Source organism: Candidatus Woesearchaeota archaeon B3_Woes (assembly GCA_005222965.1).
Lineage (GTDB): Archaea > Nanobdellota > Nanobdellia > Woesearchaeales > B3-WOES > B3-WOES.
Map to the genome: position 1 here is coordinate 81,558 of NJBG01000001.1, position 26,170 is coordinate 107,727.

The 26,170-nt window shown below is 30.8% G+C and carries 33 protein-coding genes, 2 tRNA genes and 1 pseudogene; 9 read left to right on the forward strand and 27 right to left on the reverse strand.

All coding sequences use genetic code 11. The annotated features are described in order from the left end of the window. Positions 1-6 precede the first annotated feature (6 nt). From CEE44_00440 to CEE44_00455, 4 genes are all read right to left on the reverse strand, one after another. Entirely contained in the window at positions 7-585 is a 579-nt protein-coding gene (locus tag CEE44_00440) for a hypothetical protein (GenBank protein TKJ16990.1), read from the reverse strand. Between the two features lie 44 nt (positions 586-629). Beyond that, the gene (locus CEE44_00445; protein ID TKJ16991.1) at positions 630-1,115 is read right to left on the reverse strand and encodes a hypothetical protein; all 486 of its coding nucleotides are present in this window, start codon (positions 1,113-1,115) and stop codon (positions 630-632) included. Between the two features lie 10 nt (positions 1,116-1,125). Further along, positions 1,126-1,197, reverse strand: a tRNA-Gly gene (locus CEE44_00450). Between the two features lie 163 nt (positions 1,198-1,360). Then, complete coding sequence (locus tag CEE44_00455; protein ID TKJ16992.1) at positions 1,361-1,705, reverse strand: hypothetical protein; 345 nt, start codon at positions 1,703-1,705, stop codon at positions 1,361-1,363. A gap of 166 nt (positions 1,706-1,871) precedes the next feature. On the opposite strand from CEE44_00455, the gene CEE44_00460 reads away from it, so the two are divergent. Continuing rightward, positions 1,872-2,552: a hypothetical protein gene (locus CEE44_00460; GenBank protein TKJ16993.1), complete on the forward strand. Its 681-nt coding sequence runs from the start codon at positions 1,872-1,874 to the stop codon at positions 2,550-2,552. 2 nt (positions 2,553-2,554) lie between these two features. On the opposite strand, the gene CEE44_00465 is transcribed toward CEE44_00460, so the two are convergent. The 6 genes from CEE44_00465 to CEE44_00490 form a co-directional block, all read right to left on the reverse strand. Further along, positions 2,555-2,699 (reverse strand) — tRNA-Lys (locus CEE44_00465). Positions 2,700-2,720: 21 nt separating this feature from the next. Next, the gene (locus CEE44_00470) at positions 2,721-3,134 is read right to left on the reverse strand and encodes an HIT family protein (protein TKJ16994.1); all 414 of its coding nucleotides are present in this window, start codon (positions 3,132-3,134) and stop codon (positions 2,721-2,723) included. Continuing rightward, positions 3,127-3,771: a hypothetical protein gene (locus CEE44_00475; GenBank protein TKJ16995.1), complete on the reverse strand. Its 645-nt coding sequence runs from the start codon at positions 3,769-3,771 to the stop codon at positions 3,127-3,129. Before CEE44_00475 ends, CEE44_00470 begins: the two co-directional genes overlap by 8 nt. Then, on the reverse strand, positions 3,749-4,663 hold the full coding sequence (locus tag CEE44_00480) for a UDP-glucose 4-epimerase (protein ID TKJ16996.1): 915 nt from the start codon (positions 4,661-4,663) through the stop codon (positions 3,749-3,751). Before CEE44_00480 ends, CEE44_00475 begins: the two co-directional genes overlap by 23 nt. Then, positions 4,660-5,301 carry a hypothetical protein gene (locus CEE44_00485; protein TKJ16997.1) on the reverse strand — a complete coding sequence of 214 codons (642 nt, stop codon included), beginning with the start codon at positions 5,299-5,301 and terminating at the stop codon, positions 4,660-4,662. The genes CEE44_00480 and CEE44_00485 overlap by 4 nt, the downstream gene beginning before the upstream one ends. Positions 5,302-5,350: 49 nt before the next feature. After that, positions 5,351-5,734 carry a hypothetical protein gene (locus CEE44_00490; protein ID TKJ16998.1) on the reverse strand — a complete coding sequence of 128 codons (384 nt, stop codon included), beginning with the start codon at positions 5,732-5,734 and terminating at the stop codon, positions 5,351-5,353. A 122-nt stretch (positions 5,735-5,856) separates the two neighbouring features. Between CEE44_00490 and CEE44_00495 the strand changes: the two genes are divergently transcribed. Continuing rightward, positions 5,857-6,414 (forward strand): hypothetical protein, encoded by a 558-nt coding sequence (locus tag CEE44_00495; protein ID TKJ16999.1) that lies wholly within the window; start codon positions 5,857-5,859, stop codon positions 6,412-6,414. A gap of 1 nt (position 6,415) precedes the next feature. Here the strand turns inward: CEE44_00495 and CEE44_00500 are convergent, their stop codons facing one another. The 3 genes from CEE44_00500 to CEE44_00510 all read right to left on the reverse strand — a co-directional run bounded on the left by CEE44_00500 (position 6,416) and on the right by CEE44_00510 (position 8,496). Continuing rightward, on the reverse strand, positions 6,416-7,015 hold the full coding sequence (locus CEE44_00500) for a 30S ribosomal protein S7 (GenBank protein ID TKJ17000.1): 600 nt from the start codon (positions 7,013-7,015) through the stop codon (positions 6,416-6,418). Continuing rightward, the gene (locus CEE44_00505; protein TKJ17001.1) at positions 7,012-7,449 is read right to left on the reverse strand and encodes a 30S ribosomal protein S12; all 438 of its coding nucleotides are present in this window, start codon (positions 7,447-7,449) and stop codon (positions 7,012-7,014) included. The genes CEE44_00500 and CEE44_00505 overlap by 4 nt, the downstream gene beginning before the upstream one ends. Before the next feature lie 78 nt (positions 7,450-7,527). Beyond that, the gene (locus tag CEE44_00510) at positions 7,528-8,496 is read right to left on the reverse strand and encodes a hypothetical protein (protein TKJ17002.1); all 969 of its coding nucleotides are present in this window, start codon (positions 8,494-8,496) and stop codon (positions 7,528-7,530) included. A 168-nt stretch (positions 8,497-8,664) separates the two neighbouring features. Between CEE44_00510 and CEE44_00515 the strand changes: the two genes are divergently transcribed. Further along, a complete protein-coding gene (locus CEE44_00515; GenBank protein TKJ17003.1) occupies positions 8,665-8,883 on the forward strand; it encodes a hypothetical protein in 219 nt (72 codons plus the stop codon). On the opposite strand, the gene rpl10e is transcribed toward CEE44_00515, so the two are convergent. After that, complete coding sequence (gene rpl10e / locus CEE44_00520) at positions 8,878-9,480, reverse strand: 50S ribosomal protein L16 (protein TKJ17004.1); 603 nt, start codon at positions 9,478-9,480, stop codon at positions 8,878-8,880. The genes CEE44_00515 and rpl10e overlap by 6 nt on opposite strands. An 8-nt stretch (positions 9,481-9,488) precedes the next feature. On the opposite strand from rpl10e, the gene CEE44_00525 reads away from it, so the two are divergent. After that, a complete protein-coding gene (locus CEE44_00525; GenBank protein ID TKJ17005.1) occupies positions 9,489-9,773 on the forward strand; it encodes a hypothetical protein in 285 nt (94 codons plus the stop codon). Here the strand turns inward: CEE44_00525 and CEE44_00530 are convergent. Next, complete coding sequence (locus tag CEE44_00530; protein TKJ17006.1) at positions 9,770-10,756, reverse strand: RNA-guided pseudouridylation complex pseudouridine synthase subunit Cbf5; 987 nt, start codon at positions 10,754-10,756, stop codon at positions 9,770-9,772. The two genes, CEE44_00525 and CEE44_00530, sit on opposite strands and share 4 nt — an antisense overlap. An 84-nt stretch (positions 10,757-10,840) precedes the next feature. Further along, positions 10,841-11,146 (reverse strand): hypothetical protein, encoded by a 306-nt coding sequence (locus CEE44_00535; GenBank protein ID TKJ17007.1) that lies wholly within the window; start codon positions 11,144-11,146, stop codon positions 10,841-10,843. A gap of 133 nt (positions 11,147-11,279) precedes the next feature. Between CEE44_00535 and CEE44_00540 the strand changes: the two genes are divergently transcribed. Further along, complete coding sequence (locus CEE44_00540; GenBank protein ID TKJ17008.1) at positions 11,280-11,912, forward strand: hypothetical protein; 633 nt, start codon at positions 11,280-11,282, stop codon at positions 11,910-11,912. A gap of 120 nt (positions 11,913-12,032) precedes the next feature. Here CEE44_00540 and CEE44_00545 read toward each other — a convergent pair whose 3' ends face one another. The 4 genes from CEE44_00545 to CEE44_00560 form a co-directional block, all read right to left on the reverse strand. Further along, a complete protein-coding gene (locus tag CEE44_00545; protein ID TKJ17009.1) occupies positions 12,033-12,806 on the reverse strand; it encodes a hypothetical protein in 774 nt (257 codons plus the stop codon). Positions 12,807-12,899: 93 nt separating this feature from the next. After that, positions 12,900-13,520, reverse strand: coding sequence for a 3-isopropylmalate dehydratase small subunit (leuD, locus tag CEE44_00550; protein ID TKJ17010.1), 621 nt, complete (start codon positions 13,518-13,520; stop codon positions 12,900-12,902). A 1-nt stretch (position 13,521) separates the two neighbouring features. Continuing rightward, entirely contained in the window at positions 13,522-14,922 is a 1,401-nt protein-coding gene (leuC, locus tag CEE44_00555) for a 3-isopropylmalate dehydratase large subunit (protein TKJ17011.1), read from the reverse strand. Positions 14,923-14,924: 2 nt separating this feature from the next. Continuing rightward, the gene (locus tag CEE44_00560) at positions 14,925-16,496 is read right to left on the reverse strand and encodes a hypothetical protein (protein TKJ17012.1); all 1,572 of its coding nucleotides are present in this window, start codon (positions 16,494-16,496) and stop codon (positions 14,925-14,927) included. Positions 16,497-16,846: 350 nt separating this feature from the next. Here CEE44_00560 and CEE44_00565 point away from each other — a divergent pair, with 350 nt between their 5' ends. Then, complete coding sequence (locus CEE44_00565; GenBank protein TKJ17013.1) at positions 16,847-17,116, forward strand: hypothetical protein; 270 nt, start codon at positions 16,847-16,849, stop codon at positions 17,114-17,116. An 8-nt stretch (positions 17,117-17,124) separates the two neighbouring features. Here CEE44_00565 and CEE44_00570 read toward each other — a convergent pair whose 3' ends face one another. After that, complete coding sequence (locus CEE44_00570; GenBank protein ID TKJ17014.1) at positions 17,125-17,856, reverse strand: glucosamine-6-phosphate deaminase; 732 nt, start codon at positions 17,854-17,856, stop codon at positions 17,125-17,127. A gap of 88 nt (positions 17,857-17,944) precedes the next feature. On the opposite strand from CEE44_00570, the gene CEE44_00575 reads away from it, so the two are divergent. From CEE44_00575 to CEE44_00585, 3 genes are read left to right on the forward strand one after another with little or no spacing between them, the layout of a single operon-like run. Continuing rightward, a complete protein-coding gene (locus CEE44_00575; GenBank protein ID TKJ17015.1) occupies positions 17,945-18,736 on the forward strand; it encodes a hypothetical protein in 792 nt (263 codons plus the stop codon). Then, entirely contained in the window at positions 18,733-19,305 is a 573-nt protein-coding gene (locus tag CEE44_00580) for a hypothetical protein (GenBank protein TKJ17016.1), read from the forward strand. Before CEE44_00575 ends, CEE44_00580 begins: the two co-directional genes overlap by 4 nt. Next, positions 19,302-20,441 carry a glycosyl transferase family 1 gene (locus CEE44_00585; GenBank protein TKJ17017.1) on the forward strand — a complete coding sequence of 380 codons (1,140 nt, stop codon included), beginning with the start codon at positions 19,302-19,304 and terminating at the stop codon, positions 20,439-20,441. Before CEE44_00580 ends, CEE44_00585 begins: the two co-directional genes overlap by 4 nt. Here CEE44_00585 and CEE44_00590 read toward each other — a convergent pair. From CEE44_00590 to CEE44_00615, 6 genes and pseudogenes are all read right to left on the reverse strand, one after another. Further along, on the reverse strand, positions 20,433-21,524 hold the full coding sequence (locus tag CEE44_00590) for a hypothetical protein (GenBank protein TKJ17018.1): 1,092 nt from the start codon (positions 21,522-21,524) through the stop codon (positions 20,433-20,435). The two genes, CEE44_00585 and CEE44_00590, sit on opposite strands and share 9 nt — an antisense overlap. Positions 21,525-21,605: 81 nt before the next feature. After that, positions 21,606-22,436 carry an integrase gene (locus CEE44_00595; protein TKJ17019.1) on the reverse strand — a complete coding sequence of 277 codons (831 nt, stop codon included), beginning with the start codon at positions 22,434-22,436 and terminating at the stop codon, positions 21,606-21,608. Between the two features lie 244 nt (positions 22,437-22,680). Beyond that, positions 22,681-23,487 carry a hypothetical protein gene (locus CEE44_00600; protein TKJ17020.1) on the reverse strand — a complete coding sequence of 269 codons (807 nt, stop codon included), beginning with the start codon at positions 23,485-23,487 and terminating at the stop codon, positions 22,681-22,683. Next, the gene (locus CEE44_00605) at positions 23,463-24,323 is read right to left on the reverse strand and encodes a hypothetical protein (protein ID TKJ17021.1); all 861 of its coding nucleotides are present in this window, start codon (positions 24,321-24,323) and stop codon (positions 23,463-23,465) included. The genes CEE44_00600 and CEE44_00605 overlap by 25 nt, the downstream gene beginning before the upstream one ends. Before the next feature lie 704 nt (positions 24,324-25,027). Further along, positions 25,028-25,315, reverse strand: a pseudogene (locus CEE44_00610) (hypothetical protein). Positions 25,316-25,437: 122 nt separating this feature from the next. Continuing rightward, positions 25,438-26,016 (reverse strand): 30S ribosomal protein S19e, encoded by a 579-nt coding sequence (locus CEE44_00615; protein ID TKJ17928.1) that lies wholly within the window; start codon positions 26,014-26,016, stop codon positions 25,438-25,440. Positions 26,017-26,170 lie beyond the last annotated feature (154 nt).

Here is a 26,170-nt window from a genome sequence, read left to right on the forward strand (position 1 = left end):
AAAATATTATTTATTAGGATTAAATAATTTTGTTAAATCAGTCATATCTTTTTCTTCTTTAGTTAGGATTGGTCTGTCTTCATCAGGTTCTTCTTCAGGCTCTTCCTGTTCTTCAGTTGTCTCTTCTTTATTTTCCTCTTCCTGATCTATTTCATCATTTGTTTTCACAATATCCTCATCTGTTTCAGAGCTCTCTTCTGTTTCTGTCACATCTTCTATTTGTTGAGCTTCTTCCTCTTGTTGTAATATTTCTTGGTCATTTGTCATAACTTCGTCCTTAACCAAATCACCAACTTTCATGTTAGAATCAGCGACATTAAAATCAGCATCGTCAAATTGTGAAAGTTTTTTTTCTACTGGTTTTTCAGATTCTTTTTTTGTTTCAATCTCTTTATCAACTTCATTTATTATACTATCAACTTTTTCTTTTTTTTCAACAGAAGGCTCTTCAACTCTTATCTTAACGCCTTTATTAGAATATCCTAGAATTTCTTTTGCTTTGTCTTTAGCATCAGTTATACTTGCAGCTAATCCAGATTGATGTAATGATTCTGCTAATTTATCTATCTCTTCTTGCTCTCCCATTATAATTAAAAGAAATAGATTAGTATTTATATTATTTTCTGATTTTAAGCTAAAAATATAATATCTTTGTCTTCTTCAATAATATTCTCAACATTAAATAATTCTTTTATTTTTTTTTCAATAAAATCTCTTTTACCTGATTTTTTTAAAAAGCTCAAAACAAATCTATCTTTTCCAACCCTTTTTATCTCTTCTAATCCTTTTTCAATATCACTAAAATTTTGTATAGCAGTAATAGAAATAACAATATCAAAAAAATTATCAGGGTAAGGGATATTCTCAGCAGGTGCTTGTTTATATTCTATCTTATCTTTTTGTCGTGCTTTTTCTAATAATTTTTTAGAAGGATCAACACCATATCTTTTACACTGCCATGGTTCTGTTGTCAAACCAGTGCCGCATCCAACATCTAATAATTTATCTTCAGAATTAATTTTTAAGTTTTTTTTAATCAATTCAATTTTCTTAAGCTGTTCTTCTTTATGAAGCTCTTCATACCCTTGTGCTATTTCATCATAATAATTTGGCATTTTAATAATATGCGGCAGCCGAGATTTGAACTCGGGTCACAACGTTGGCAACGTCATATACTAACCACTATACTACTGCCGCAATAAAATAGTAATGGGCCCGGCCAGACTTTCTGAGATGAAGAAAAACTTCAATCTTTTCGAACTGGCGACCTACGCCTTGTAAGGGCGTCGTTATAGCCACTAAACCACGAGCCCGTTTTAAAGAACGGATAACAAACCTCTTTAAAAATGTTTTGGAAAGTTTATTTTATTGTTTTTATCTTAAAATAATATTCAAGATTATCTTCATCATGATGTCTGCTTATTTCTAAATCAGCTGTTGATCTTACACTTGTTTTTTTTGCTAAGTCTTTTTTTAGCTGTTTTACATTATCGTAATTTTTAATGACTAATAATTTATCTGCATCTTTCCCATCTAATTTAATAACATCTGTTCTGAAAACAGTTTTATTGTAACCATCAACATCCGCTTCATAAAAAACCCAATTTTTGATTGTAATTTTGAAGTCCTTGTCTAAAGGAAGAATTAAATATTCATCAAAATTAAACTTTTTTTGCGGTTTAGCGTATTTCCATTTCTTTTGCATTGTAAAAAATATAATTGTTAGTTATTTTTAAGTTTTCCGTATTTCTATTTCAATTTTATCTAAACTATTAAATTATGAGTTTTGCATTTGCCATTTGACATGGACACCTAAAACATATAAATATAAAATCATTTACATAGTTTAAATTGATTACACTTGTAATATAATGATTTCAACAAAAAACACAGTAAAAAAACAAAGTATTAGTATTCCTTATAAAAAATGCGATAAGTTGGCTTTACTTTACGGAATTATATTAGGGGATGGGTGTTTATCAAGAATAAAAAGAAGTTATTTTATTTCAATTGCAGGGAGTATTAAGGATGATTTAATATTTTTTGAAAAAGTAATTGTTCCTATATTAAAAGATTTGATAAATAAAGAGATACCAATTAGAATAAGAATAAAACAAAGAGAATTGCATATTCTATTTTCACATAAAGTCCTTTTCAATAAATTAAAAGATAAAGGATTTCCCATTGGAAAGAAAGGAACTAAATTAAAAATTTCAGAGAAATTTAATAAAAATGACATTAAATATATTATTCAAGGTTATTTTGCAACAGATGGTTGCTTGGTTTTAACAAAAAACCCCAATAAGTTATACCCCAGGATAGAATTTTCAAGTATTTCAAAAGGATTATTATCTCAAGTATTAGTATATCTCAAAAATTTAGAAATGAATGGTAATATCTATATAAGCCATAAATATTCAAATAAAAATTGGAATACTTTGTACAGATTACAATTTAATGGTAAGAATAATCTTAAGATATTTGAGCATAAAATAGGTTTTATTAATCCAAAACACAAAACAAAATATGAATCTTTCTTAAGAATAAAATAAAGTGGCGGGAGCGAGATTTGAACTCGCGACTTCTACGTAACTCAGTTTGGATGCGATTAATCATTTCCAAAAGGATCATCGCTCAAACACATGAGCATTGCCAAGCAAATGCTTTGTAGCACTCTAGCCAGACTGAGCTACCCCGCCAAACAATAATTCTAGAAGAAATTATTCATTTAAAAAAGCTTCTATTTTTTTCCTGTACTCGTCCATTTCGTTTTCTTCATACTTTCCCTGAGGCCAAAGTTCTAATCCATCACCTTTAAACCTTGGGATGATGTGGGTATGAAGATGCATAACCAATTGACCAGCAGATTCTCCATTATTAGAAGTTATAGTTAATCCGTCTGCATTTGTTGCTTTTTTTACAGCAAATGATAATTTCTTAACAGCCTTAGCAACTTCACTAAAATTATTTTCATCAACATCAAAGACATTCACATAATGTTTTTTAGGTACAACCAACGCATGGCCTTTATGCACTGGCGCAATATCTAAAAAAGCCAAAACATTTTCGTTTTCATATAGTTTTGAACAAGGAATCTCTCCTTTAATTATTTTGCAGAACAAACAATCATACATTTAAATCACCCAAAATCTTTTTTATTTGCTTTAAACTATTAATATAATAATCTGCTCCTTTAAATTTGTTTTTATACATAATAACATCAACTCTTGCTTTTTTACCAGCTTCAATATCTACTTTATCATCTCCTACATATAATACTTCTGATTTTCTTAAACCTAATTTCTTAACAGCTAAATTTATTGGATATGGATCTGGTTTATGTTTTTTCATATGCTCTGAAGTTAAAATAACATCAAAATATCCTTTTATTTTAAAATAATCTAATATTTGATATGTTGTATCACTTCTATTAGTTACTATTGCTATCTTATAACCATTGTTTTTAAGAAATCTAAACAGTGTTTTCGTATTTTTTGAAATTTTTATAAATTTCAAATATTTCCTAAAATCAATGCTGTGTTTGTATTCTAAAAATTCTTTTTTGTTTATACTCGAAAAAAAGACAGGATACTGGTCTTCTTCACATAAAGTATACAACAATCTTTGTTTTTTTCCTTTTGGAAATTTTATATTGAAATGTTTAAAGATTAGTTTATCATAAGCCAATACTTGTTTTATAGAACTAATTACAACGTTATCAAAATCAAATATTATTGCTTTTATCATTTTAAACTTTTTTAAACCATTCAATTGTTTCTTTTAAACCGCTTTTCAGATCGTGTTCTGGTTTCCAATTAAGCTCTTTTTCTGCTAAAGTTGTGTCTAAAAAAATATCTTTAACTTCCCCTTTTATTTCTTCAATATAATTTGGTTTTTCTTTAAAATTTGTTAATTCCTTTAATATATTAAATACTTCATTAACACTAACTTGCTTTCCATTAGCTAAATTGAATAATTTGTGTTTTGGATTTTTATTTATACTTTCAACTATAAACTTTACCAAATCAATAACATAAATAAAATCTCTTGTTTGTGTCCCATCCCAAAAAATGGTAGGTATTTTTCCTTTAATCATTTTTTCTATAAAAACTGAGATTAATCTTTTATTACTTGGGTCATCTCTCATACCATAAACATTTCCAAAACAAAAGATAATATAATCTAAATTGTATAATTGATTATAAATCCGTATATAGTGTTCTGCTGTATGTTTAGAAATTCCATAAGGAGAACAGGGATTTAAAGGATGTTTTTCATCTACAGGAAGATATTCTGGTTCACTAACTCTTGCCCCTCCTGTTGACGTATATATGATTTTTTTTACATTATTTTTCCTACACGCTTCTAGTATATTTATTGTTCCAATAACATTTATTTGAGCATCCTTCATAGGATCTTTTAATGATTCTCTTAACATAACATGAGCAGCAGTATGAATCACAATTTCTGGCTTCTCTTTTTCAAAAATAGGATTTATATCTTCTGTAATATCTGCTTTATAAAATTTTGATTGTTTATTTATGTACTCTTTTTTTCCAGTACTTAAATCATCAACTATAATAACTTTCTCTCCTCTTTTTATAAGAATATCTACTATGTGACTTCCAATAAAACCTGCTCCACCTGTAACTAATATTTTCATTTTAAGTTTTCTTTTAACTCACTCAAACTAGAAATCTTATTTTCAAACTCTCTGCTTCCGCGTCTGTCAACTAATATTGCTTTTATTCCTGCGTTTTCTGCACTTTTAATATCTGAATCTATAGAATCTCCAACCATTACTGCTTCGCTTTTCTTAACCTTTAATTTCTTAAGAACATCTCCAAATGATTTTTTATTAGACTTTAAATTTCCAGTGTCACAACTTAAAACAATCTCATCAAAATATTCCTTTAATTTGTGCTTTTCCAAAACAGATTCTACTGAAAAAGGATCTGTATTTGCTATTAATACTAATTTGTAATCTTTTTTCAATTCTGTTAATACATCAATTGTATCATCATAAATAGTTGATAAAATTGTATTCTTATTCCACATCCCTATTAACTTCTCAACAACAAAATCCGGAACATTTAATTCAAATGCTTTTATAACCTCTTCAAATCCCTCTTTAAGGTCTTTAAATTTCTTTGTCATAAATACTTCTTCAAATTTAACAATATATTCAGAAAAATCCATATCCTCTAATCTTAAAATCCATTTGACTTGTTTAACAGGACTCCTAACTCCATTTTCTAATAAAGTTCCCCACAAATCAAAGAATATTAATTTAGTTGCCATTTAATTCCCCATCAATAACCAGTATATCATAATATAAAAATGTTTCTGATTACTTAAGTCTTTTAGTTATACCAATTTTCTCATGACATTTTCCACATTCAAAAACATAAGAAGGTATTTTGTTAAGATTTTTTCTTTTAAATTCTGTTGTTGCTTCTCCTTCAAACCCACAATGAGGACATTTGTATATAATTTCTAATTGACTTTTTTCTTCGTGTTCCTGTTTTTCCTCAGAATAACCACATTCAGGACAAACATATTCCTTTGCCCTCATTTTTACTTTGCCTTTTTCAACAGGTTTGCCCATCTTTGCTTTTCCACACTCAGGACAATCCCTTTTATAAACCCATGCAACTGCATTTCCATCATTGTCTAAACTTCTTCTTGTAAAATACAAACATTCTGCTGTTGATTCAGGCATTGTTAAACTCATTATATCACCAAAATAATATTAAATGAATTGTTTTAAATACTTTTCGATTTGTAAAAAGTAGTGACAACACCGTCTAGAAATATACCAAAACCTTTATATATTAGTTTATAATAACCTTTTTTATGGTGGTGGATACAGTATATAATCAATTAGGTTTAGTAGATAAATTAACTCTTGATGATGGAGACCATGTAGAAATTATTAGACCTTCTCAAGATGGTGTTTCTTTTAAATCTCTTATGGATGGGTCAGGAAATAATATATGGTCTTATCGAAACGAAGATACAAGAGAACTTGATAGAAGATTTGGGTTAACAGGGGAATCAATGTTAGTAGAAGAAGCTATAAAAAGACTAACAGGGGACGAAAGTTTTATTTCATATGATTATTTACAAAAATGTGATTTAGGTAATCCAAAAGTTGCAACTACTTTAGGTTTTTTTGTAAAAATGGCATTACTTAATGGAAATTTCTTAGGTTACAATGCAAGAGATATTATATTAGAAGGAGTACCTTATTTTCATCCAGAACTTGCATTAGAACATACTAATGGGAGTCAACAACCTTATCTTGTACAAAAAAGGGTATATGATGAGTTTCCTCTTTTTCCTAGAGGGTTACCAGACGAATTTGTAAATCTACATATGCAATCTATTAATCAATTTTCTAGAGCTATTTAATCTATCTACTAGAATCAGCTTGTCTTTCAATTTCTAATTTCTTTGTAATAGCATTAGAATTATTGCTTAAATTAAAAGCATTAATAATCTCTTCTGATAAATATTCTTCAATAGATTTCTTAGAATTAAATGATTTATGATAAGCACCTTGTGTCATATATCTTAAAGCCAAGTCAATTCTCCTTTGTGGAGCACACTCAACTGCTTTTGGATATCTTGCTCCACCATATTCAATTGTTATGATTTCTTCACGCTGAGCAGCATTTTCCAAAGCTTTAACAAAAACTTTTATTGGATTATCATTAGTTCTTTTTTCAATAAGTCCTAATGTTCTTTCAACAATATCATATGCTTTATGGCCTTTTCCAGTGGTTCTTCCGCTTGATTTAAAGTGTTTTCTGCTTTTATGTCCAGGAACCATAAGCTTGTTCATTAATCTCTCAACAATAAATACTTTAGACTTATGAAACCTATTTCCAGCGTATTTTGCACCTGTTCTAGGAACAATTTTAGGACTTAAGGTTATATAATTTCTTAAACCAATATCTTCTACTTTAATTCCTTCAGTAGACCATCTGTTAAAGGCTTTTATCTCATTCATTTTCTAGCTTTCTCTATAATTCCTTTTCTTAAAGCAACTAAACTTTGATCATTAACTTTAATAACCTGCCATCTAATACCTGACAAATCACCTTTTGATTTTCCTTTTGCTCCACCAATACACTCTACTACAACTTCATCGTGTTCGTCTATTAACTTTGTAGCACCATCTCTTGGGGCAAAAGCAGTTATTTGTTTGCCGTTCTTTATTAACTGAACCCTAACGCACTTTCTCATAGCAGAATTAGGCTGTTTTGCTTCTAATTGTACTTTTTCTAATACAATACCTTTTGCTTGTGAAGCTCCGCCTAAAGGATCAGATTTTATCTTTAAACCAAGAGTTCTGCTTGCATAATTTGAATTCATCCACCTGCCTTTAACCCTTCTCTTTCTAAGCTTGCTTCCCGCTCCCAATCCATTTGATTTTTTCCCCATATTAAGAGTGAAAATTTGAGGTATTTAAAAAGCTTTGTATTTAGAATTAATATAAAAAAATAAAGAAAAAGAAAAGAATTATCTTTTCTTTAGTCTAATTACTAACACTACGCCTACAATAATCACTACAAGATAAGCTAATCCTAGTAATAATGCAGCGCCATATTGGTCCATAAAGGTTTCTTCTTCAACTACTGCTGGAGTTGTAATAACTGGTGTTGTTGGTTCTTCTACTATTGTAACTTCTTCTTCCTCAGGTTCTTCTGTTGGACAATCTTCAACCTTTAATGTAAAGGGTTCTGTTTCTCGTTCATCTCCGTCATCATATTCAGCTTTAACATAGAATGTATATGTTTTTGCTGCTGCATCTGCTAAATCTAAGACAAATGATCTCCTTGTTTTTATGTCGTCTTCATCATCACCAGCATCCAAATCAAATGATGATTTTTCGCTGATATCTAATTCTGTGTTATAAACAGTCATTTCAACGTCTTCATCGCTTGTACCAATATTCCATAAAGTTACTGATACTTCTGTTGTTCTTGAGCATTTAAGTGTCTCATAATTAACAACAGGTTCTTTCATCATTAACTTATGTCTCTTTTTTTCAACATTTACAGTAAAATTAAAAGTTTCTGTATATCTAGTGCCATTGTTTTCGTCATCACCTTCTACAGTTACATAAATGTCATAACTTTGGTCATCAACAGCCAATGGTATTTCAAACTCAAAATCTATACTGTCATCCACATTATATTCTAAATCATCAATATCATCGTCATCATCAAGGTCATCAGATCCTGAGTCATCAATATCTTTTATGACAACTTCAACATTAATGTCCTCAATATCAACATAAGTACCATTTTGATTATAAATATTAGTTACTTCCACTTCAACATCAAAAGAATCTCCTGGTTCAACATCATCATCAAAGCTTACATCTACTTCATAGTATATGCCTGTCTCAATTCCATCTGCAGAAACAATCCCTGCAAAACATACAACAAGCAATCCTATTAGTATACTTAATATTGTTTTTTTCATTATATACTACCCCCATTAGGTTAATTTAAATTATAATAAAAGAGTAAAATAACTTCTCATATATAAATGTTTTGTTATTTCAGAGTAGTTAAAAATCATACTTTTCAAAAAGGCCAAATTATGAATTTTTCCATATGTATATATACTACAATATCTACCCTTTCCTAGATGAACTCTGAAACAACACAAGAGGGATTTAATTCTTATATTGCTGATTTACCAGATAAAGAGCTATGTAAATATATGGAAAATATCCACGGAATTGTTAATTTGTGTAATGCTCATTTTAAGTGTAAATACCAGACAAAAATAAGCTTTCAGTTCAGGTTAAAAGCAAAACATGAATGTAAACGTCCACATTATATGAAACTAAAGAAATTATTATGACTTGTTCTCTGTGGTTTCTATTAAACATCCACAAGGAAGCTTTTTCTGAACTCTCTTAAGAGCTTCTCGTGCGGTTTTTAGGTCATTTTTATTTACTTTTAATCTGAATAATGTTTGGCCTTTCCTAACTTGTGCTGCAACACTATGTGGTTTTCCAAAACTATGGCTCATACCAGTACTAAACCTATCAGCTCCAGCTCCAGCCGCCACTGGATTTTCTCTTGTAACGTGATGAGGATAAACCACTATACTTAATGCATATTCTTTTGTGCCAAGCTCTTTTTCTAATAATCTGTTAGAAGATTGTCTTGCTGATTCTATTGCATTATGTCTTATTTGTAAATCTGATTTAGATTTAAGATCTAGAATATAATTAAATTTTCTTGTTTTATTGCCCATGTTAAATCTAATAATAGTATGTCTCGGCTGAGCTTTAATAAAAGACTTTTTCTTATATTTTGATATTCTTGTATAAGGTCTTTCTATTCTCCTATATGATGTAAATTTTCTTAATCTTGCCATAGAAGAGAGGGATTTTAAGCTATTTATAAAGTTTTCTATGTCTTTAAAACAAAAACATATAAAAACCAATAGCATATTTTCTTATTATGGATAAAATAACAGACGAAAAGCTTGAAAAATATTTTGAAGTTACATCTAAAGCTTTGGAAAAAGTAGAAGCTTCTTCAAATAAAACTTCTTTAGTTAAAGAAAGAGAAGATTTTCTTGATATGATTAAAAGGTATATTTCAGATGCTCAACATTTTAGAGAAAAAGAGGATAAAATAAACGCTTTTGCAGCATTAAATTATGCTCATGGTTGGTTAGACGCAGGAGCAAGAATTGGTATATTTGATGTTCATGATTCTGAATTATTCACAGCAGATTAAATCTTTGGATAAATTCCTTCCTGCATAAAAACCTTGTTGATCTTAACACCAACACCTTTTAACTCATTCATCATCTGGCTAGAAGTCATATTTGCAGTTCCAACAGCAACTAATTCATCCTTCAAAGTCATAACAGCAACAATATCCTCTCTTTTAATACCTGACTCAAGCTTAGAAATCCCAGGCATTTTAAGATTAGAACCATGAGTTAGGCTATGAACAGTTGTATCTAAAACCCAAAGTTTAGGCAAATGTCTAACAGCAGTTTCAATTGGTTTTATACAATGCCTAATAAATTTCTCATTGCCTTCATTTTTATAATACCAATAAGCATCTGTTAGATCATGCAAAGTAACTAATCCTTTTTCACCAAAAGGTCCTGCTTTTGTTCTTCTTAATTCAGCCATATGTGCTCCCATGTTTAACTTCCTTCCAATATCGTGGCACAATTTTCTTATATAGGTTCCAGCCTCTACTCCTGTTCTAAACAAAACATCTTGATCAATAACTTCAATAATATCAAAATAATAGATTTCTCTTTCTCTTAATTGTCTTTTAACAGCAGATTTTATAGGTGGTTTTTGTTGTATCTTTCCTATAAAATGTTTTTTAATAACTCTTTCTACCTCTTCTTTTGAAATTTCTTTATGTAAATGCATTATTCCAACATACTCTTTTCCTGCTTTTAGCAATGATTGTACAATTCTTGTTGCTCTTCCTACAGCTACTAATAAAACTCCAGTTACAATAGGATCTAGAGTTCCTGAATGTCCTGATTTTTTTATACCTAAAATTTTTTGAACATAAGCACTTGTCTGATGAGAAGTAGGGCCTCTTGGTTTGTCTATATTAACAACACCATAATTAATTAGTTCTTTTACAGATCTCTCTTCTGGATTACAACCAAATTTATCAGAAGTCTTAGATTCCTTTTTAACAAGGGTTTCTCTCTTATTCTTTTCAAAAGGTAATAAATTATTCATTTTATACACTCAAATATCGGTTAATAAGAAAGAATTAATTTGCGTTAATAAGATTTGCGGTTTTAACATCATCATAGAATGATTCTATTGAAGAATTATATGACGGATATGATAAGGTGTCCATTTGGGTTCAAAACCAATACAATGAGGATAACAAGGTTCAATTTTAGCAAGGATTGAAGATTTTCCTAATAAATGTTTAGCAACAGTTCTATGAGTTCCGTCATTTAAATAATATTTCCCAGTATGTACACAATAACTAACAGACACAGGATCTACTTCTTCTCCTTGATGATATCTCACCATATATTTTCTGACCTTTTTTTGAGTTACTTCTGGATAATCTAATAATAAATCTTCAATCTTTAATTCCAATAAGTTATCTGTCATAATAATTAAGAAATAATGTCAATAATTTAAAGCCTTTGTTGTCAACTTTTTAGATGAAATTTTCTTAATGCAAATCATCGCTTAATCATCTGAGCAGAAACCTTTATATAAAACTAAAAACCATATAAATTAAATGAAGAAACAAAATACATTAATGAACCTCATAGGCCAAATAAGATTTTATTCTCTTGTAGATTTAATGATTCTTCTTATAGCAATAGGAACGAACAAACTACAATTTATCGGAGTGATCTTTTTACATTTAGGATTTATTTTGTATCTAGAATATATTCATTCTCATTCTTATAGGATGTCTTTCCCTAAATTTTTGTGGAGTATTCTATTGATCATAGGACTCATTTTTTATAATCATATTGCAGTTATTGGATTTTTGATTTGTAGCTTTTTGTATACAAGAAAGAATTTACCAACACTTGGTTTGTATAGTCCACTTTTTAGGGGTTTACAATACTATTTCCTTACTGCAGGAATTGTAGGATTTCTCAATCCCCTCTCCTTCCTAGCTGGAGTTTTGCTAACCCTTCGTAATTTTGCTGGCGATTTAAGAGATACTGTAAAAGATAGAAAAGAAGGATTAAAAACAATTCCAATCATATTTGGATTGAAGAAAAGTATTAAACATATCCATCTAATAGTCTTATTGATAACCTCCCTTGTCTGGTGGTACATCTCAGGATTATCTATCTTATGGCTTGCCATTTTGTATGTTATTCAAATAGGAACTTATAATTTAACACCCAGATAAAGCACGTGCTTTCTCACCAACCTCAAAACTGAACATCTCTTAATCGCGATGTTATTTTCAATCGGCAAATGGTAAAACTGTGGAAAGGATAAAATGATTTAATTTAATAAGATTATGGTTTTAAGATAATAATAATTTAACACAATTTTTAATGCTTGGATAAAACTTTGAGACTAAACCAGGATATTTAACAATAGTTTTAGCCCCCATATATATTGTATCCATATACATCCTCATATGATCCTTTAATCTTGGGTTAAATTTTAATATTCCTTGTTCCTTATCCATGTTCAAATCCACTGCTGCATCTGCCATATTGCCTAGCTCCCCTAGTTCAATGAATAATGTCTTAAATCTTGATAAACCCCCTTGCAAACCCGGTTCAATAATTTCATAAAAGAGTTTAGCTGTTAGTCTACCAACTCTTTTTCTATTTTTAATATAAGTTTTTATATCAGGGGAATTTGACTCAGTATTCACTGCATGATATAATTCAGTAAAGCTTTTTAGAATATTATCATACCTATCAGGTTCTATCTGTTTTTTTAGAAGTTCAGTTAAATATAACACTTCATCTGTTTCAGTCTCAGAATCAAATTTTTCAGATTTATCTCTTAACCTTTCAAGAACCTGGATCCCAACGTTACAATCAAAATCGTCAATTCTATCATCAACTGTCTTAATCCATATTGAGAGTATTCCAATTTTTTTTCTAACATCCTCTGGCACATATGAAATATTAAAGTAATCTAAATATGATACAACCCTGTCACTGATATTTCTATATGGGACATACCTCTCTTCCATTATCAAAGATTTAATATCTGGCCCTTTGCTAGATGTTTCTTCTTCAATTAACTGGATTAGGCTTTTACAATTTTCGTCTCTTCTCATCTTAAAAACCTAAAGAAATTCTTTAGGCACCTTATTAGTACCTCTTTATGTTTAGAAATATTCAATCATTTAAAAATTTTCCTTTAATTAATTTCACAAATTAAGATAATCTAATTTTTGAATAACTCCTTTTACTCTTTCTTCCTTTTGCTGTAACACTGTCATAGCATCCCAAGTTCCATTCAAGAAAGCTTGTCTTCTTCCTTCAGATATATCTAAATCAATAGATTTACCATCATATCTGATAACCTTATCAGCAAGACTAAGTAAGATTTTAGTAGAAGGTTCTTGTTTTACAAAATCTGCTAATTCTGTAGCATCTTGTGGAGAAACAGTAACTCCTACAACACCTAAACTTGCACAATTCCCAGCAAAAATCTCTGCAAAACTTGGAGCTATTATTGCATTAAGTCCGTATCTATGTAAAGCTTGGGGTGCGTGTTCTCTTGAAGATCCACATCCATAATTAGCACCACCTATAAGAATTGTAGCGCCTTGATATTTTGGATCATTAAATGGGTGATCTTCTATTGGTTTCCCATCTTTGAATCTTTCATCAAAATATGCGTAATCTCCCATATTTGCAAAAGTAATCTCTTTCAAATATCTTGCAGGAACAATATCATCAGTATTTTGATCATTTGCAGGTTTTGGAATACCTCTTCCTTTTAGTTCGATTATTTGGTTTTCAGGAATTATAAATTTATCACTCATTTTATTTACCTCTTAAGTAAGGTGTTGGATCAGCGATTTTTCCTGCTATTGCTGAAGCTGCAGCCATGTATGGGCTCATTAAATGAGTTCTCCCAGTAGGACTTCCTTGTCTTCCTTTAAAATTCCGATTTGATGTAGAAGCGCTTCTTTGATAACCTTCTAGTTTATCTGGATTCATTGCAAGACACATTGAACAACCCGCATATCTCCACTCTGCTCCAGCTTCTTTAAAGATTCTATCTAATCCTTCTTCTTCAGCTAAATATTTAATTTCCTCTGACCCTGGAACAACCAATGTTTTTACAGAAACTTTATTTCCTGCTAATACTTCAGCTGCTGCTTCTAAATCACTTAATCTTCCATTTGTACACGAACCAATGAAAGCTACATCTATTGGTGTTCCAGCAATTTGATCTCCTGCTTTCAATCCCATATAATTAAGAGCATCTTCTGCTTCACTTCTTTGTTTATCAGTAAGATTATCTAAGTAAGGAATTTTTTGATCAATTTCTACTGCTTGTCCAGGATTAATGCCCCAAGATACCATTGGTTTAACTTCAGAAACATCAAATACTACCTTATCATCATATTCTGCGTCTGGTTCAGAAGCAATTGATTTCCAGTATGCTACTGCTTTTTCAAAATCTTTTGGAGCAAAAGCTTTTCCTTTCAAGAAATCGAAAGTTGTTTGATCAGGATTTACATAACCAGATCTGGCGCCCCCTTCAACAGCCATATTACATAAAGTCATTCTTCCTTCCATAGACATACTGTCAATTACTTCTCCGCCAAATTCATATGCAAAACCAACACCTCCTTCTACACCAAGTTGGTTTATCATATAGAGTGCTAAATCTTTAGCAGTAACTCCTTTTTGTAATTCGCCATTAAATTCAACTTTTCTAACTTTCAAAGGGTCCATGGCAAGTGTTTGTGTTGCAAGAACATGACTAACTTGAGTAGTTCCAATACCAAATGAAAGTGCACCAAAAGCACCATATGTGCAGGTATGACTATCTCCACAAACTGCAAGAACACCTGGCAAGATTAAACCTTGTTCAGGGAATGATACGTGACATACGCCTTGTTTGCCTGAGCCTGGTGCAAAGTATTCAATACCAAATTCCTTGATTTTGGTTTCTAAAGTTTTTGTCATTAACTCTGCTTGTGAATCTTGAAAAGGTCTTGATAAATCATGTGTAGGGATTACGTGATCAACAACAGCAGTAGTAAGTTCTGGATGTTTAACGTTTAATCCTCTTTCTCTAAGCATCTCAAATGCCTGCGGACTTGTAACTTCGTGCACTAGATGTCTTCCAACAAAAAGTTGTGTTTGTCCAGTTGGTAATTTCCCTACTTCGTGATTTTTCCAAACCTTATCATAAAGTGTTCCTTTTGACATTTTTATGCTGCCTCTCTAACATATTGAACAATTAGATCCCCCATCTCTTTGGTTGAAACTTGTTTATATCCTGGTTCCATTATATCCTGTGTTCTCGCTGTTTTTAATGCTTTATCTATTGCAGTATAAACCATTTGAGCCCCTTCTTTGTCTCCTAAGTCTTCAAGCATCATTGCAGCACTTCTAATTTCTGCAATAGGGTTTGCAATTCCTTTTCCTGCAATATCGGGGGCACTTCCAGCTATTTGCTCATAAATTCCAAAACCTTCTGCATTAACAGCAGATGAAGGCATTATACCTAATGATTTACCTACAACAGCAGCTGCCAAATCTGTATAAATATCCCCCATCATATTACTTGCGATTACTGTGCCTAATGATGCAGGATCCGTTAATAATGTTTCAACACTTTCTTTAACATTCATGTGTCTCAATCGATACCCTTCTTTAGAAGCATTTTGATCCAATACTTTTGCCCAATAACCAAAAGTAGGCACACCATCAATTTCTAAAGAGTCAATTGTTTCTAAACCTAATTGCGAATTAACTCTATTTGCTACAGAACCTAAATCATTGACTGTTTTTGAATCATAATGCAAAGTGTCAAATGATACTTCATCTCCAGAACTTCTTTTTCCAAAATATAATCCACCGCAAAGTTCTCTAATGAATGTCCTATAAACTCCATTCTCTTTTATCTCTTGAATAGCTTCTCTATTCACAGATTTACTTCCGCTGACAACATCAACAATTGCTTGTAAGAAATCCCCAAACATTGCATCAGCAATAACAATTGTATTTGCATATCTTTGAGGATTAGCTGCAATCTGCATTCCAGCGTTGTCGATAATTAGTTGTCCGTTTTGAGACCATTCATTTAGTTGAACTTGCCCTTGATATTCCTGAGCAACTCTTTCAAAAGTATCACTTAACATTTTTTCAGAAACAAGAACATTGTATTTTGAAGCACATAAAACTTGTTTGCTTGTTTCTTTAGCTTTTTCAAAAGCACTTCTTACTGTTTTTTCTAAACCTGATTTGCTAAATTGTTTTCTTGTAGAATGATAATCATCTCCTTGTTCAGTAGCTCCGTTGAATAAAGATTCTTCAGGACTTATTATTTCAAAACCTTCAACTTCAATAGGATCTCTAAATAAAATTGAGTTATGAGCTAATATTGGATCAATAATAAATGGTCTGTTATTAACAACACCATATCTTTTTCTCATCCCAAGAAGAGCAAGTTCAGCAGTTCTCTTTGGTAAATCATATCTTCCAACAGCTCCAAACAAAACTGCTCCTCCAGTATCACGAGCATGATCCATAGCATCTAATGTTGCTTGTGGTAAAGTTAAGCTTCTTTTAGCATCATCATCCCATTTATCTATCTCTTCTTTCTCTTCTTCTGACATATTAGCAGTTGCTTTATCATATGCAACTCCCCCCATATCAGCGAACTTATAATCAAATTTATGACCTCTTACTTCAGAAATAGCATCTAAGACTTTAATAGCTTCATTTGTTATTTCAGGACCGATTCCATCACCTTGTATGACTGTAATATTCTTGTTCATTTTAGCACCACCAAATGCGTTTACTTTATAAAAAGAATAATCAAATGCTTTATAAACTTTACTTTTATAACTACTATAAAATAGAAACTATAATTGTTGCTCAACTGGTTTTTCTTTTACAACAGGTTTAGGAGCATGGCAAATGACAAGTGTATACTCTATAATGCCTAAAACAAGAGAAATAAAGAATCACGGCCCTTCCACTATTTGCCAACACCTGCTTAATACTTCGTTTAATAGGTGTTAAATCCAATCGCCAGCATTATAAATAAAATGATGCAAATAAATAGAGTATAGTTCAAACCAAAGAATTCGAAAAGTATTTATACTGGTATTAATCATATTTACATATGTTTGCTGTAAGGAAATTTTATAAGAAAGTAATGGGAGCAAAAATTGGTCTTTCTGCTCAGCAGTTAAAATTAGTGTTGAGCCTGATAAAACTTAACAAAATTCATACTAAAGAAAAACTAATTGCAATGCTTGAGTGGTTTAGAGATGAGTATTCAGAGAAAACATTAGCTAAAAAGAATGATCCATACCACGAATCTTATGATAAGGCGAGAAAAGAAGAAGTACAACCCATTATTGATCTTATAATGGTGAAACTTGAAGATTAATAGTTTTTCTAAAGCAACAAAGCAGATTTCTTATCCAAATAAACAAAAGCCTTTTTATGATTCTTCAAAATTGATGATGGACACATTGGAGAAATTCTTTTAGTAAAACACTCTTTAACTATTTCTGATTTTCTTTTTCCAAAAACTAAACAAATAATATTCTCGGATTTCATTATCTGTTTAATAGACATTGAAATTGCCTGCTTAGGAACATCAGAAAGTTTTGAAAACCACCCTTCTTTGAGTTGTTGCTTTCTATTAACCTCATCAAGCTTTACAATAATAAAAGGCTTAGCTGTTTTAAAATCTGCAGGAGGATCATTAAATGCCAAATGCCCATTTTCTCCAACACCCAAAAAAGCTATATCAATTTCTTTTTTAGATATCTCCTTATTTAATAATTTAATTTCTTCTTTTGGATCTTTAGAAGTGCTTTTAATTAAATGAACTTCACCAAGATGTATCTTATTAATTAATCTTTTCCTTAAATATCTGCGAAAGCTGGCTTTGTGTTTCTCAGGCAAACCAATATACTCATCAAGATGGAATAATGTTACCTTGGACCAATCAATTGATTTATCTTTAATAACATTCTTAAGAAATTCAAACTGCGATGTTCCAGTTGCAGCAACAATATTAGCATGTCCTTTAGATTTAATAGCACTATTTAATATCTCAACAGCCTTTTTAGCAGCTACATAAGATGCCTCTTTTTTTGTATTATAAATTTCAAGTTTCATCTAACAATAAACTTCTAATTTAGAAGTATAAAAAATTATCTTTTTATCAAACAACAAATTTATATATTCATAATATTTTAATCAGGTTATGGCCGTTATAGGGTTGGATATTGGTGGAACAAAAATAAAAGCAGGTGTTGTTTCTAATAATCGTATTTTGAAAAAGCTTGTTGTTAAAACAGGAAAAACAAAAAAAGAAGTTATCAATAATATTCTAAGTTCTGTTGACTCTTTGTTTGATAAAAAAATCACAGCAATAGGAATTGGGTGTCCTGGCCCTGCAGATTATAATAAAGGCCTTATAAAAAATACAACTAATCTGCCATTAGAAGGGGTTAATATTAAGAATATTATCTCAAAAAGATTTAGAAAAAAAACACTAATGGAAAATGATGCAAACTGTTTTGTTCTTGGAGAATCTATAAGATTGAAAAAGAAAAATATTATTGGATTAACATTAGGAACAGGAATTGGAGGGGGAATTGTTATCAACAACAAATTGTACAAAGGAAAAGGTAATGCAGGTGAATTAGGACATTGCACAATCAAGTTTGATGGATTAAAAGATAAATTTGGAAAAGGAAATCTAGAAGCCTATCTTTCATCAAAAGCTATTAAAAAAAGATATAATAAAGAACCGTCTAAATTATCAAAAAAAGACTGGAATGATTATGGAAAGCTATTAGGAACAGGAATTGTAAATCTTGCACACACTTTTGATCCAGACATTATTGTAATTGGTGGAGGAATCTCAAAAGCGTTTAACTCTTTCAAAAGTAGTATGAACAATGCGATTAAAAAAAGAACTAAGTATCAATTCAAAGTCATTAAAGGTTATGAAGACAGCGGGATACTTGGAGCTGCAGCTATAGTCAAATGAAAAAGAAAGTTTTAGTGATAGTTGCACATCCTGATGATGAAACAATTTGGATGGGTGGGCTTCTTCTAAAGAGTAAAGATAGTTGGAATACAACAATCATAAGTCTTTGTAGGAAAGATGATAAAGACCGAGCTCCAAAATTCAAAAAAGTTTGCAGAATCTTTAAAGCAAAATGTTTTATGTCTGATTTAGAAGATGAGAAACTAAATAAAATTCCAATAGATGAAGTTACAAAAAGGATTAAAAGATTTGCAAATAAAAATTACGATTATATTTTTACCCACGGAAAAAATGGAGAATACGGCCACAAAAGACACATCAATGTTAACAAAGCAGTAGTTCAAATGCTAAAAGACAAATCTCTATCAGCTAAAAAAGTTTTTTTCTTTTCTTATTCAATGAAAGGGAAGATTTGTTATGCAAAGCAAAACTCAGATAGATTTATAAAGTTAAATAAACCACAGTTAGAATCAAAGAAAAAAATCATCAAAGAGGTTTATGGTTTTGACAAAGGCTCTTTTGAAGACCTTTGTTGCAGAAATGAAGAAGCATTAAAAGAGGTAACATGAGAAGCATAGTATTTTACGCTTATCCACCTGAAAACGATGGAACAAGCTTACAAGGACACCTGCTTTACAAAGGAATCTTGAAGACAGGCAATGATGCAGTGCCATGTCACTTTAAAGATAATCTTCAAAAAAAGTTTTTTCTAAAATATTACAAACCAGATGTTGCTTTCGGTGTTGGGTTTTGGGGAAACGTTCCAGAGATTGTTAAAACACCAGCCAGATATGGAATTAAATCTGTTCCGTGGTTTAATGCAGATGGATGGGTTGCTAATTATAAAGAGGAATTCGATAATCTTGATCTGATGTTTACAACAAGCGAATGGGTAAGACAAACCTATAAAAGAGATGGAATAGACATAAGCAAAATAATTCCGATGCATATTGGAATAGACACCAACTTGTTTAAGCCAACAAATAATCTAAACTTTAATAGAAGTATAAAAAATATGCTTGGAATTCAGGATAATGAAAAGATGATTCTTACGGTTGGAGGAGATACAACCTCAAAAGGCTCACAAGAAATGATGAAAGCATTAGCAGAGGTCAACAAAGAATTTAAAGATTGGAAATACGTTTGTAAATCCTGGCCTAGTGATTGTGCATCTGACTGGAGAGATAAAGAAGTTGAATTAGCTGAAGAGTTAGGTATAAGTGATAAAATTATTTTTTTAACTGATGAATTTGGTCCTGAATTCATGGTTCATCTTTTAAACGCTGCAGATATTTATGCTGCTCCTTCAAGATTAGAAGGTTTTGGAATGATCCAGGTAGAAGCAATGTCCTGTGGAAAACCAGTAATATCAATTAATAAGATGGGTCCATCTGAAACAATAATTCATAATAAAACAGGATTTTTAGCCAAAGTTGGTGAAGAAATAAAATTAGGTCAAGAGTGGGTTTATCCTTCAATGGGTTTTAAAACAAAACAAATAATTGAATTTGATTCACCAAAAACATTTGGATATAGAGCAGATATAAATGATCTGAGAGATTTTACTCTAAAACTTTTAACAGATTCTGATTTACGAGAACAAATGGGAAAACAAGCAAGAGAACACGTAGTTCAAAACCTTGATTACAAATATATTTCCCAGAAGATGGTAGATATAACCAAAGAAAAATTAAATTTAGATTAAAATCTTTTTCTTTTTTAATGATTCGTATGCAAGAATATATAATCCTGCATCCCATGCCTGAAGATTTCCAAAAGATTCTTTTGTTAATGGATTTATCCATTCGGGAAAGTTTCCTTTTAGATTTGCTTCTGCTAATTTCTTAAGTTCTTCTTCAGCTTTCTTAAATTTCTTAAGCTTGATCAAACTTAAAACATAAAATCCGCCAATATAAGTCCATATTCCCCCATTCAGATAGTGATGAGGTTCTTTAGCATCACAATCTTCAAAATAATCATGCCACTCTTTTGTTCCTCTTCTTATTGGAGGATAGATTGCCTTAACAGGATATGGTCTGTTTATTTTGTTTTTTTCTATGTAATTAATAATCTTTTTTGCCTGTTGCTCATCAGCCAGATCAAAAACAATTGCAAGAAGATTTCCTAATGAATCAAACCAATCTCCTATCTCTTTGTATTTATTATGATTTTTCCATCTGTAAGGAACATAAAAATCTTTATCCCATAATTTTGTTTCTTCATATTTATTAACCATAAATTTTAATTTTTTTGCGTCTTTTTGATTATTGGTTAAATTCAAAACTTTATAATACATGGCTTGTGTATTTATAGCAACTCCATACTTGTGTGGAAAAGCATCCTGCCAGTCTGTTGTAGGAAGCTGTTCTAAAACTCCATTTTCACCTATATCCTGAAAACTCAACCAAAACAAAGCTTTTTTTATTGTGTTTTGATATTTCTTAAATAATGAATTATCTTTGTATCTTTTCTTGTAAACATAATGTCCAATTATATACCACAAAGTTGAATCAATAGAAGCATAATCTACATGTGGTTTTCTTTTGCTGTATTTATCTACAGCGTTTGGTATTTGCCCTTTAGGACTTTGATTCGTTGCCAAAACAACTAAGCTTTTCTTAAAAGTCTGTTTAAATTTAGGATCTAAACTAGCTCCTAAAAAACTTATCATGCTGTCTCTGGACCAAACAGCATTATAACCTTCTTTTCCGCCAGAAGCAAATAAACCATGAGGTGTAGAACAAGCTTTTATTACCTCTTTTGCTTTTTTATGACATTCCCCTATCATGAATATAATTAAGATTATCTATTATTTAAGAGTTTTGGAGTTTAATAGCTTTTAATAAGATTTGCTGTTTTAAGAATTAAGTTAATCCAATGGGCTTGTTATTGAGTTAAGCATATTAAAATCTGTTTTTATGTATCTTTGTGTTGTTGAAAGTCTTGCATGCCCTAATAATTTTTGAATATGAAAAGAATCAACACCTTTTTGATTAAGGTGTGTTGCAAAGCTGGATCTTAAAGCGTGGCAAAATACATTTCTCTTTATTCCGGCTTTTTTAGCTGCGTTTTTAACTATTTTTTCTGCTGTTCTTTTGGAAATGTGAGTTTCTGGATTAGAACTGCTGATAAAAATAAAAGAATTTGTATCTTTTCTTTTTTGCAGAAATTCAATTAAATCCTTTATGAATTTTTCAGAAGCTATAACATATCTGTCTTTTTTGCCTTTACCTTGTTTTACAATCAAAAATTTATCTTCAAAATAAATATTTTCAATTTTTAGTTTTACTGCCTCATTTACCCTTAATCCAGATGAATATAATAATTCAATCAGTAATTTATGTTTAATATTTGTTGTTTTATCTATCATTGCTAAAATATCATTTTTAGTTAGTATAACTGGCTCTTTTATCTCTGGTTTTGCTCTTTTTAGCCCATTAATAAACCTCCTTTTCATAAAATCAACATAATATGATTTAAATGCGGATATTGCTAAATTTATTGTAGCTGGTTTTGCACCATATTGTTCAATCATATATAAAATATAATTTTTTACATCATTTTCAGTAATTGTTTTTGAGCCTTTTTTTGTAAATTCTAAAAGTTTTTTGTTAAAAAATAAATAAGATTTAATTGTTTCTTTGCTGTAACATCTTATTTTTAATTCATTTTCAAAATTTTTAAGTTCTGTTGTTTTCATAACTATGTTATGAATAGAAGTTATTTATATACCTGACGCGAGCATGGCAAATGGCAAGTGTATTTACCATAGAGCTTAAAACAGGCGAAGTAAAGCAATACAACCATTTACTATTTGCCAACACCTATTAATACTTCGTTTAATAGGTGTTAAGTTCAATTGTGTTTAAGTTCTAAAAAAGAAAAAAGGGGGAGTTTGTCCTTTGGACAGATTGGCAAAACCTTTGGTTTTGAATTGCGATAATTTATTTTGCATATTCCTTTATGAATTGATCTTTGTTATAATGTTTCATTTCCGCTGTTGGCTTCTCATTGAACGCCCCTTCAAAATCCTCGAAGTCCAATTGCTTACATTTAGTTTTAATCTCTTCATTATCAAAAACCAAATTATAGAGTGGTTCTAACAATATTGGATTTAATATCTTCAAATGGTGCAATATTCGCATTATCTTAAATAAATCTCTTGTATCTAAGGGTGGTTCATTCTTTTTACCCTTATACTCTATTAGTTTTATATCTTCATCCTTGAATGTCAACATATTATCGTGAAAGGATTTCAGTATTAATTTGTGTAGAACTTTTTGTTTGTCCTTTAACTCTAGTAATTTATTTGGATAAAAAAAGTAATCTACTAGGCCTACTTTTTGCCCATATATATTCTCAATTACCCCTAGTATTTCCTTTAATGAATAAGTGAATCCCTCACAGCATTCCTCTAACTCTTCCTTTGAACAAACTTGCAAGATTATTCTTAATGTGCCCTTGCCCAAGGTTTCTTCATCAGACGCAAAATTATTAATCTGCAAATGTGGCACGCAGTGTCCTTTTCCCTCTTCGTGCTTCTCAATTGCAACCCTCGTTTCAATCCTGATTAATTTCTCATTCTTTTTATTCTTTGCATTTAGTGATATCTCAAACCATTCTGCAGTATTACCAATCTTAATATTTAAGAAAATCTCGAAAAGCGCATTGTCGAATTTTGTATTGCCCGTTTGACATCCTATTACCCTTACCAGGTCGGGAAGTTCTACCTGTCTAGATTTAGACGCCATGTTTTCCTCTCTAAATCTGTTTGTATTTGGGATATTTCGCTATCAAATTGCGAAAGTTTGTTCCTTACATCTTCCTGAAATGTTTCTTGATTCCAATCCTTTCGATAGTATATATCTTTCCAGAAGTTTATGTCAAGTAAATTTTCATCTCTTGGTATTCGTCCGACTTTTCCACCTACTAATCCATAAAGTATCTTAAAGTATATCAAATATTTGGTTTTAATGTAATCAAAGTCGCTGTCCAGCAGGGCTTCCTTTTCTCGTATCGTTTCGCGTACACTATTTGATATTTTTACATTACTCAAGGATTTTATTATCGAAATTGTTTGGGCTGACTTTATGCCCTCCTTCTCAGTTATTGTCTCTCCTTGGAGGATATATTTTTCAATTTGTAAATTATAGGGTGTTCCATCGCAACCTCTTGTTCTGGAAAAATTATATGAGTATTCAATCTTTAAATCAGGATGGTAAATATATATGCCTCTGGCTCTACTATATCTTTCTTCAGAATAGTTCACTGCATAATTGTCTTGGCGATCCATCATTTCTTTGATAAATTTCCTCTTTTCTTTTAACTCCTTATCTCGTTCGATTAGTCTTAAAACTAGGTCTTCATACGTTTCTCCTGAATTAAGCATTTTTTTTAACTTATTTTTTGTTGCGATTGTTAGTCTAATAGTTGTTCCAGCTTTATTTGATCCGTTAACTAACGTATTATATTCTCCGAGATTGTTCTGCCTTATTTTTTCGTGAATAAGCCGCTCCATATTCTCCTTGAGTAACTTCTCAAATTCCTTGTTAGATGCATATGGTTGCCTAATGGTTATATCGCTCATACAACGTATAAGTTGCATACATATATATAAATCTTTCGATTATTACTAATGGCTAAGCAGAATGTATGCATTGTATACAATATATACTGGTTTTGTAAATAGCACTAGTGATGTGTCAGAAAATTTATAGAATTAGTACTAAATTCATTTATTGAATCTCACTGATATTGAAAGTTAATTTAATTGGATGAAAATTATATGATTTTTCACTTGGGCGATTTGAAAGAAATTTGTTGGAATATTTTCCATTGCTCACCATTTGGTAAGCTATTCTGATTAAACAAAAAAACTCCCCCCAGTGCTTCGCACATATAGACTCGCTTCGCTCGAATTGATTGGAACTTAAACACAACTCTACGGACGCGGTTTGACCCCACGTTGTATGGAAAAAGAAACTAACAGGAATTTTCCTATGTTAAACTCAATAATTTTTTAATCTTAATTAAGAAAAACTATTTATTAGAAGGAGCACTTGGATGTTGCTCAACTGGTTTTTCTTTTACAACAGGTTTAGGAGCAGGAGTTGCTGGTTTTTCTTTCTGAATTGTCTTTATTTCTTCTTTTTCAATTTCTTTTTTCTCTTCAGAAGGTCCTTTTTCTTCAATAGGCTTTTCTTCTGGTTTTTCTTTCTTAGGCTTTTTCTCAAGCTTTGCTCTTGCTTTCTTAAGAACAGCAGGAACCCTTTCTTTAAGTTTAACACCTTCTAACTCAACTTTAACTAAACCATTTTTATCCTTAACAGCTCTAATCTTTATATGATGGGGTGGATTCTTAATTCCATGTTTCCATATCTCTAAATTTGCGTGTTTTCCTATTTTAACATCTTCACTCTTCATATTTTTTATAATAAATTGTTTCAGAGCATTAACAGCCTTTTTAGCTCTTTTATATTTAGGAACTTTAAGCCATTCTTTACGTAAAGGAACATTATAAACTCTTTCTAAGACTATTTCTGTTGATTCGTCTTTTTTCTTAGATTTTTTCTCAGCCATTTTATACCTTTAGCTTAGTTCTTCTCCAGTTTCTCTTTACAGCTGTATGTCTACCAGGATGAACTCTACGTCCCTTTCCATATATCTTTACAACTGTCCAAAAAGGCGCCCATCTGGTTTGTTTATGCCTTTTGGCTAGTCTTTGCTTCCGATTTGGATGTTTGTACCTTGCCATCTTCTTCTTTTTTTACAGGTTCTTTCTTTACTTCTTTTGGTTTTTCAACCTTTTTTGGTTGTTCAACTGGTTTTTCAATCTTTTTAGGTTGAACATTTGAACCTTTATAAATTTGAGTTGAGATTTTATCTAAAAATGATTTTCCTTCTGATGTTAGAATTCTTCCTTTATATTTTGATTTACTGTCTGTTTTAAGAAAGCCCGCTTTTTCAAGCTGTTGTAATGCTTTTCTTATTATATTTCCAGAACCAGGATAGAACCTTGAAGGTTTATGGCCTCTTCTTTTTTTACCACCATACTTAACTCTTAATTTTGAAACACCAATAGGACCATATTTATAGACTGTTCTTAAAACAGCTGCTGTTCTTGTATACCACCAATCGTTTTTTATAGGAACTCTCTCTTTATGTCTTCCTGTTTTTGCATACATAGCCCAGTCAGGTGCTTTTATATTTTCATTTTTCTTTAATTCTTCTGAAACTTTTTCTATAAGTTCACTTGCATCAACATCATATATATTTGCCATTTTTTCTCCTAAACAGTCATGCCTTGCGGCATTAGATTTGCTATATAATAGCCTAAAAACAAGAATTTTCAATGGTTTATAAATTTAATTGTTTCTATACAAAAAAAAGACTCTTTCATTATTTGCCAACACCTATTTAATACTTCATTTAATA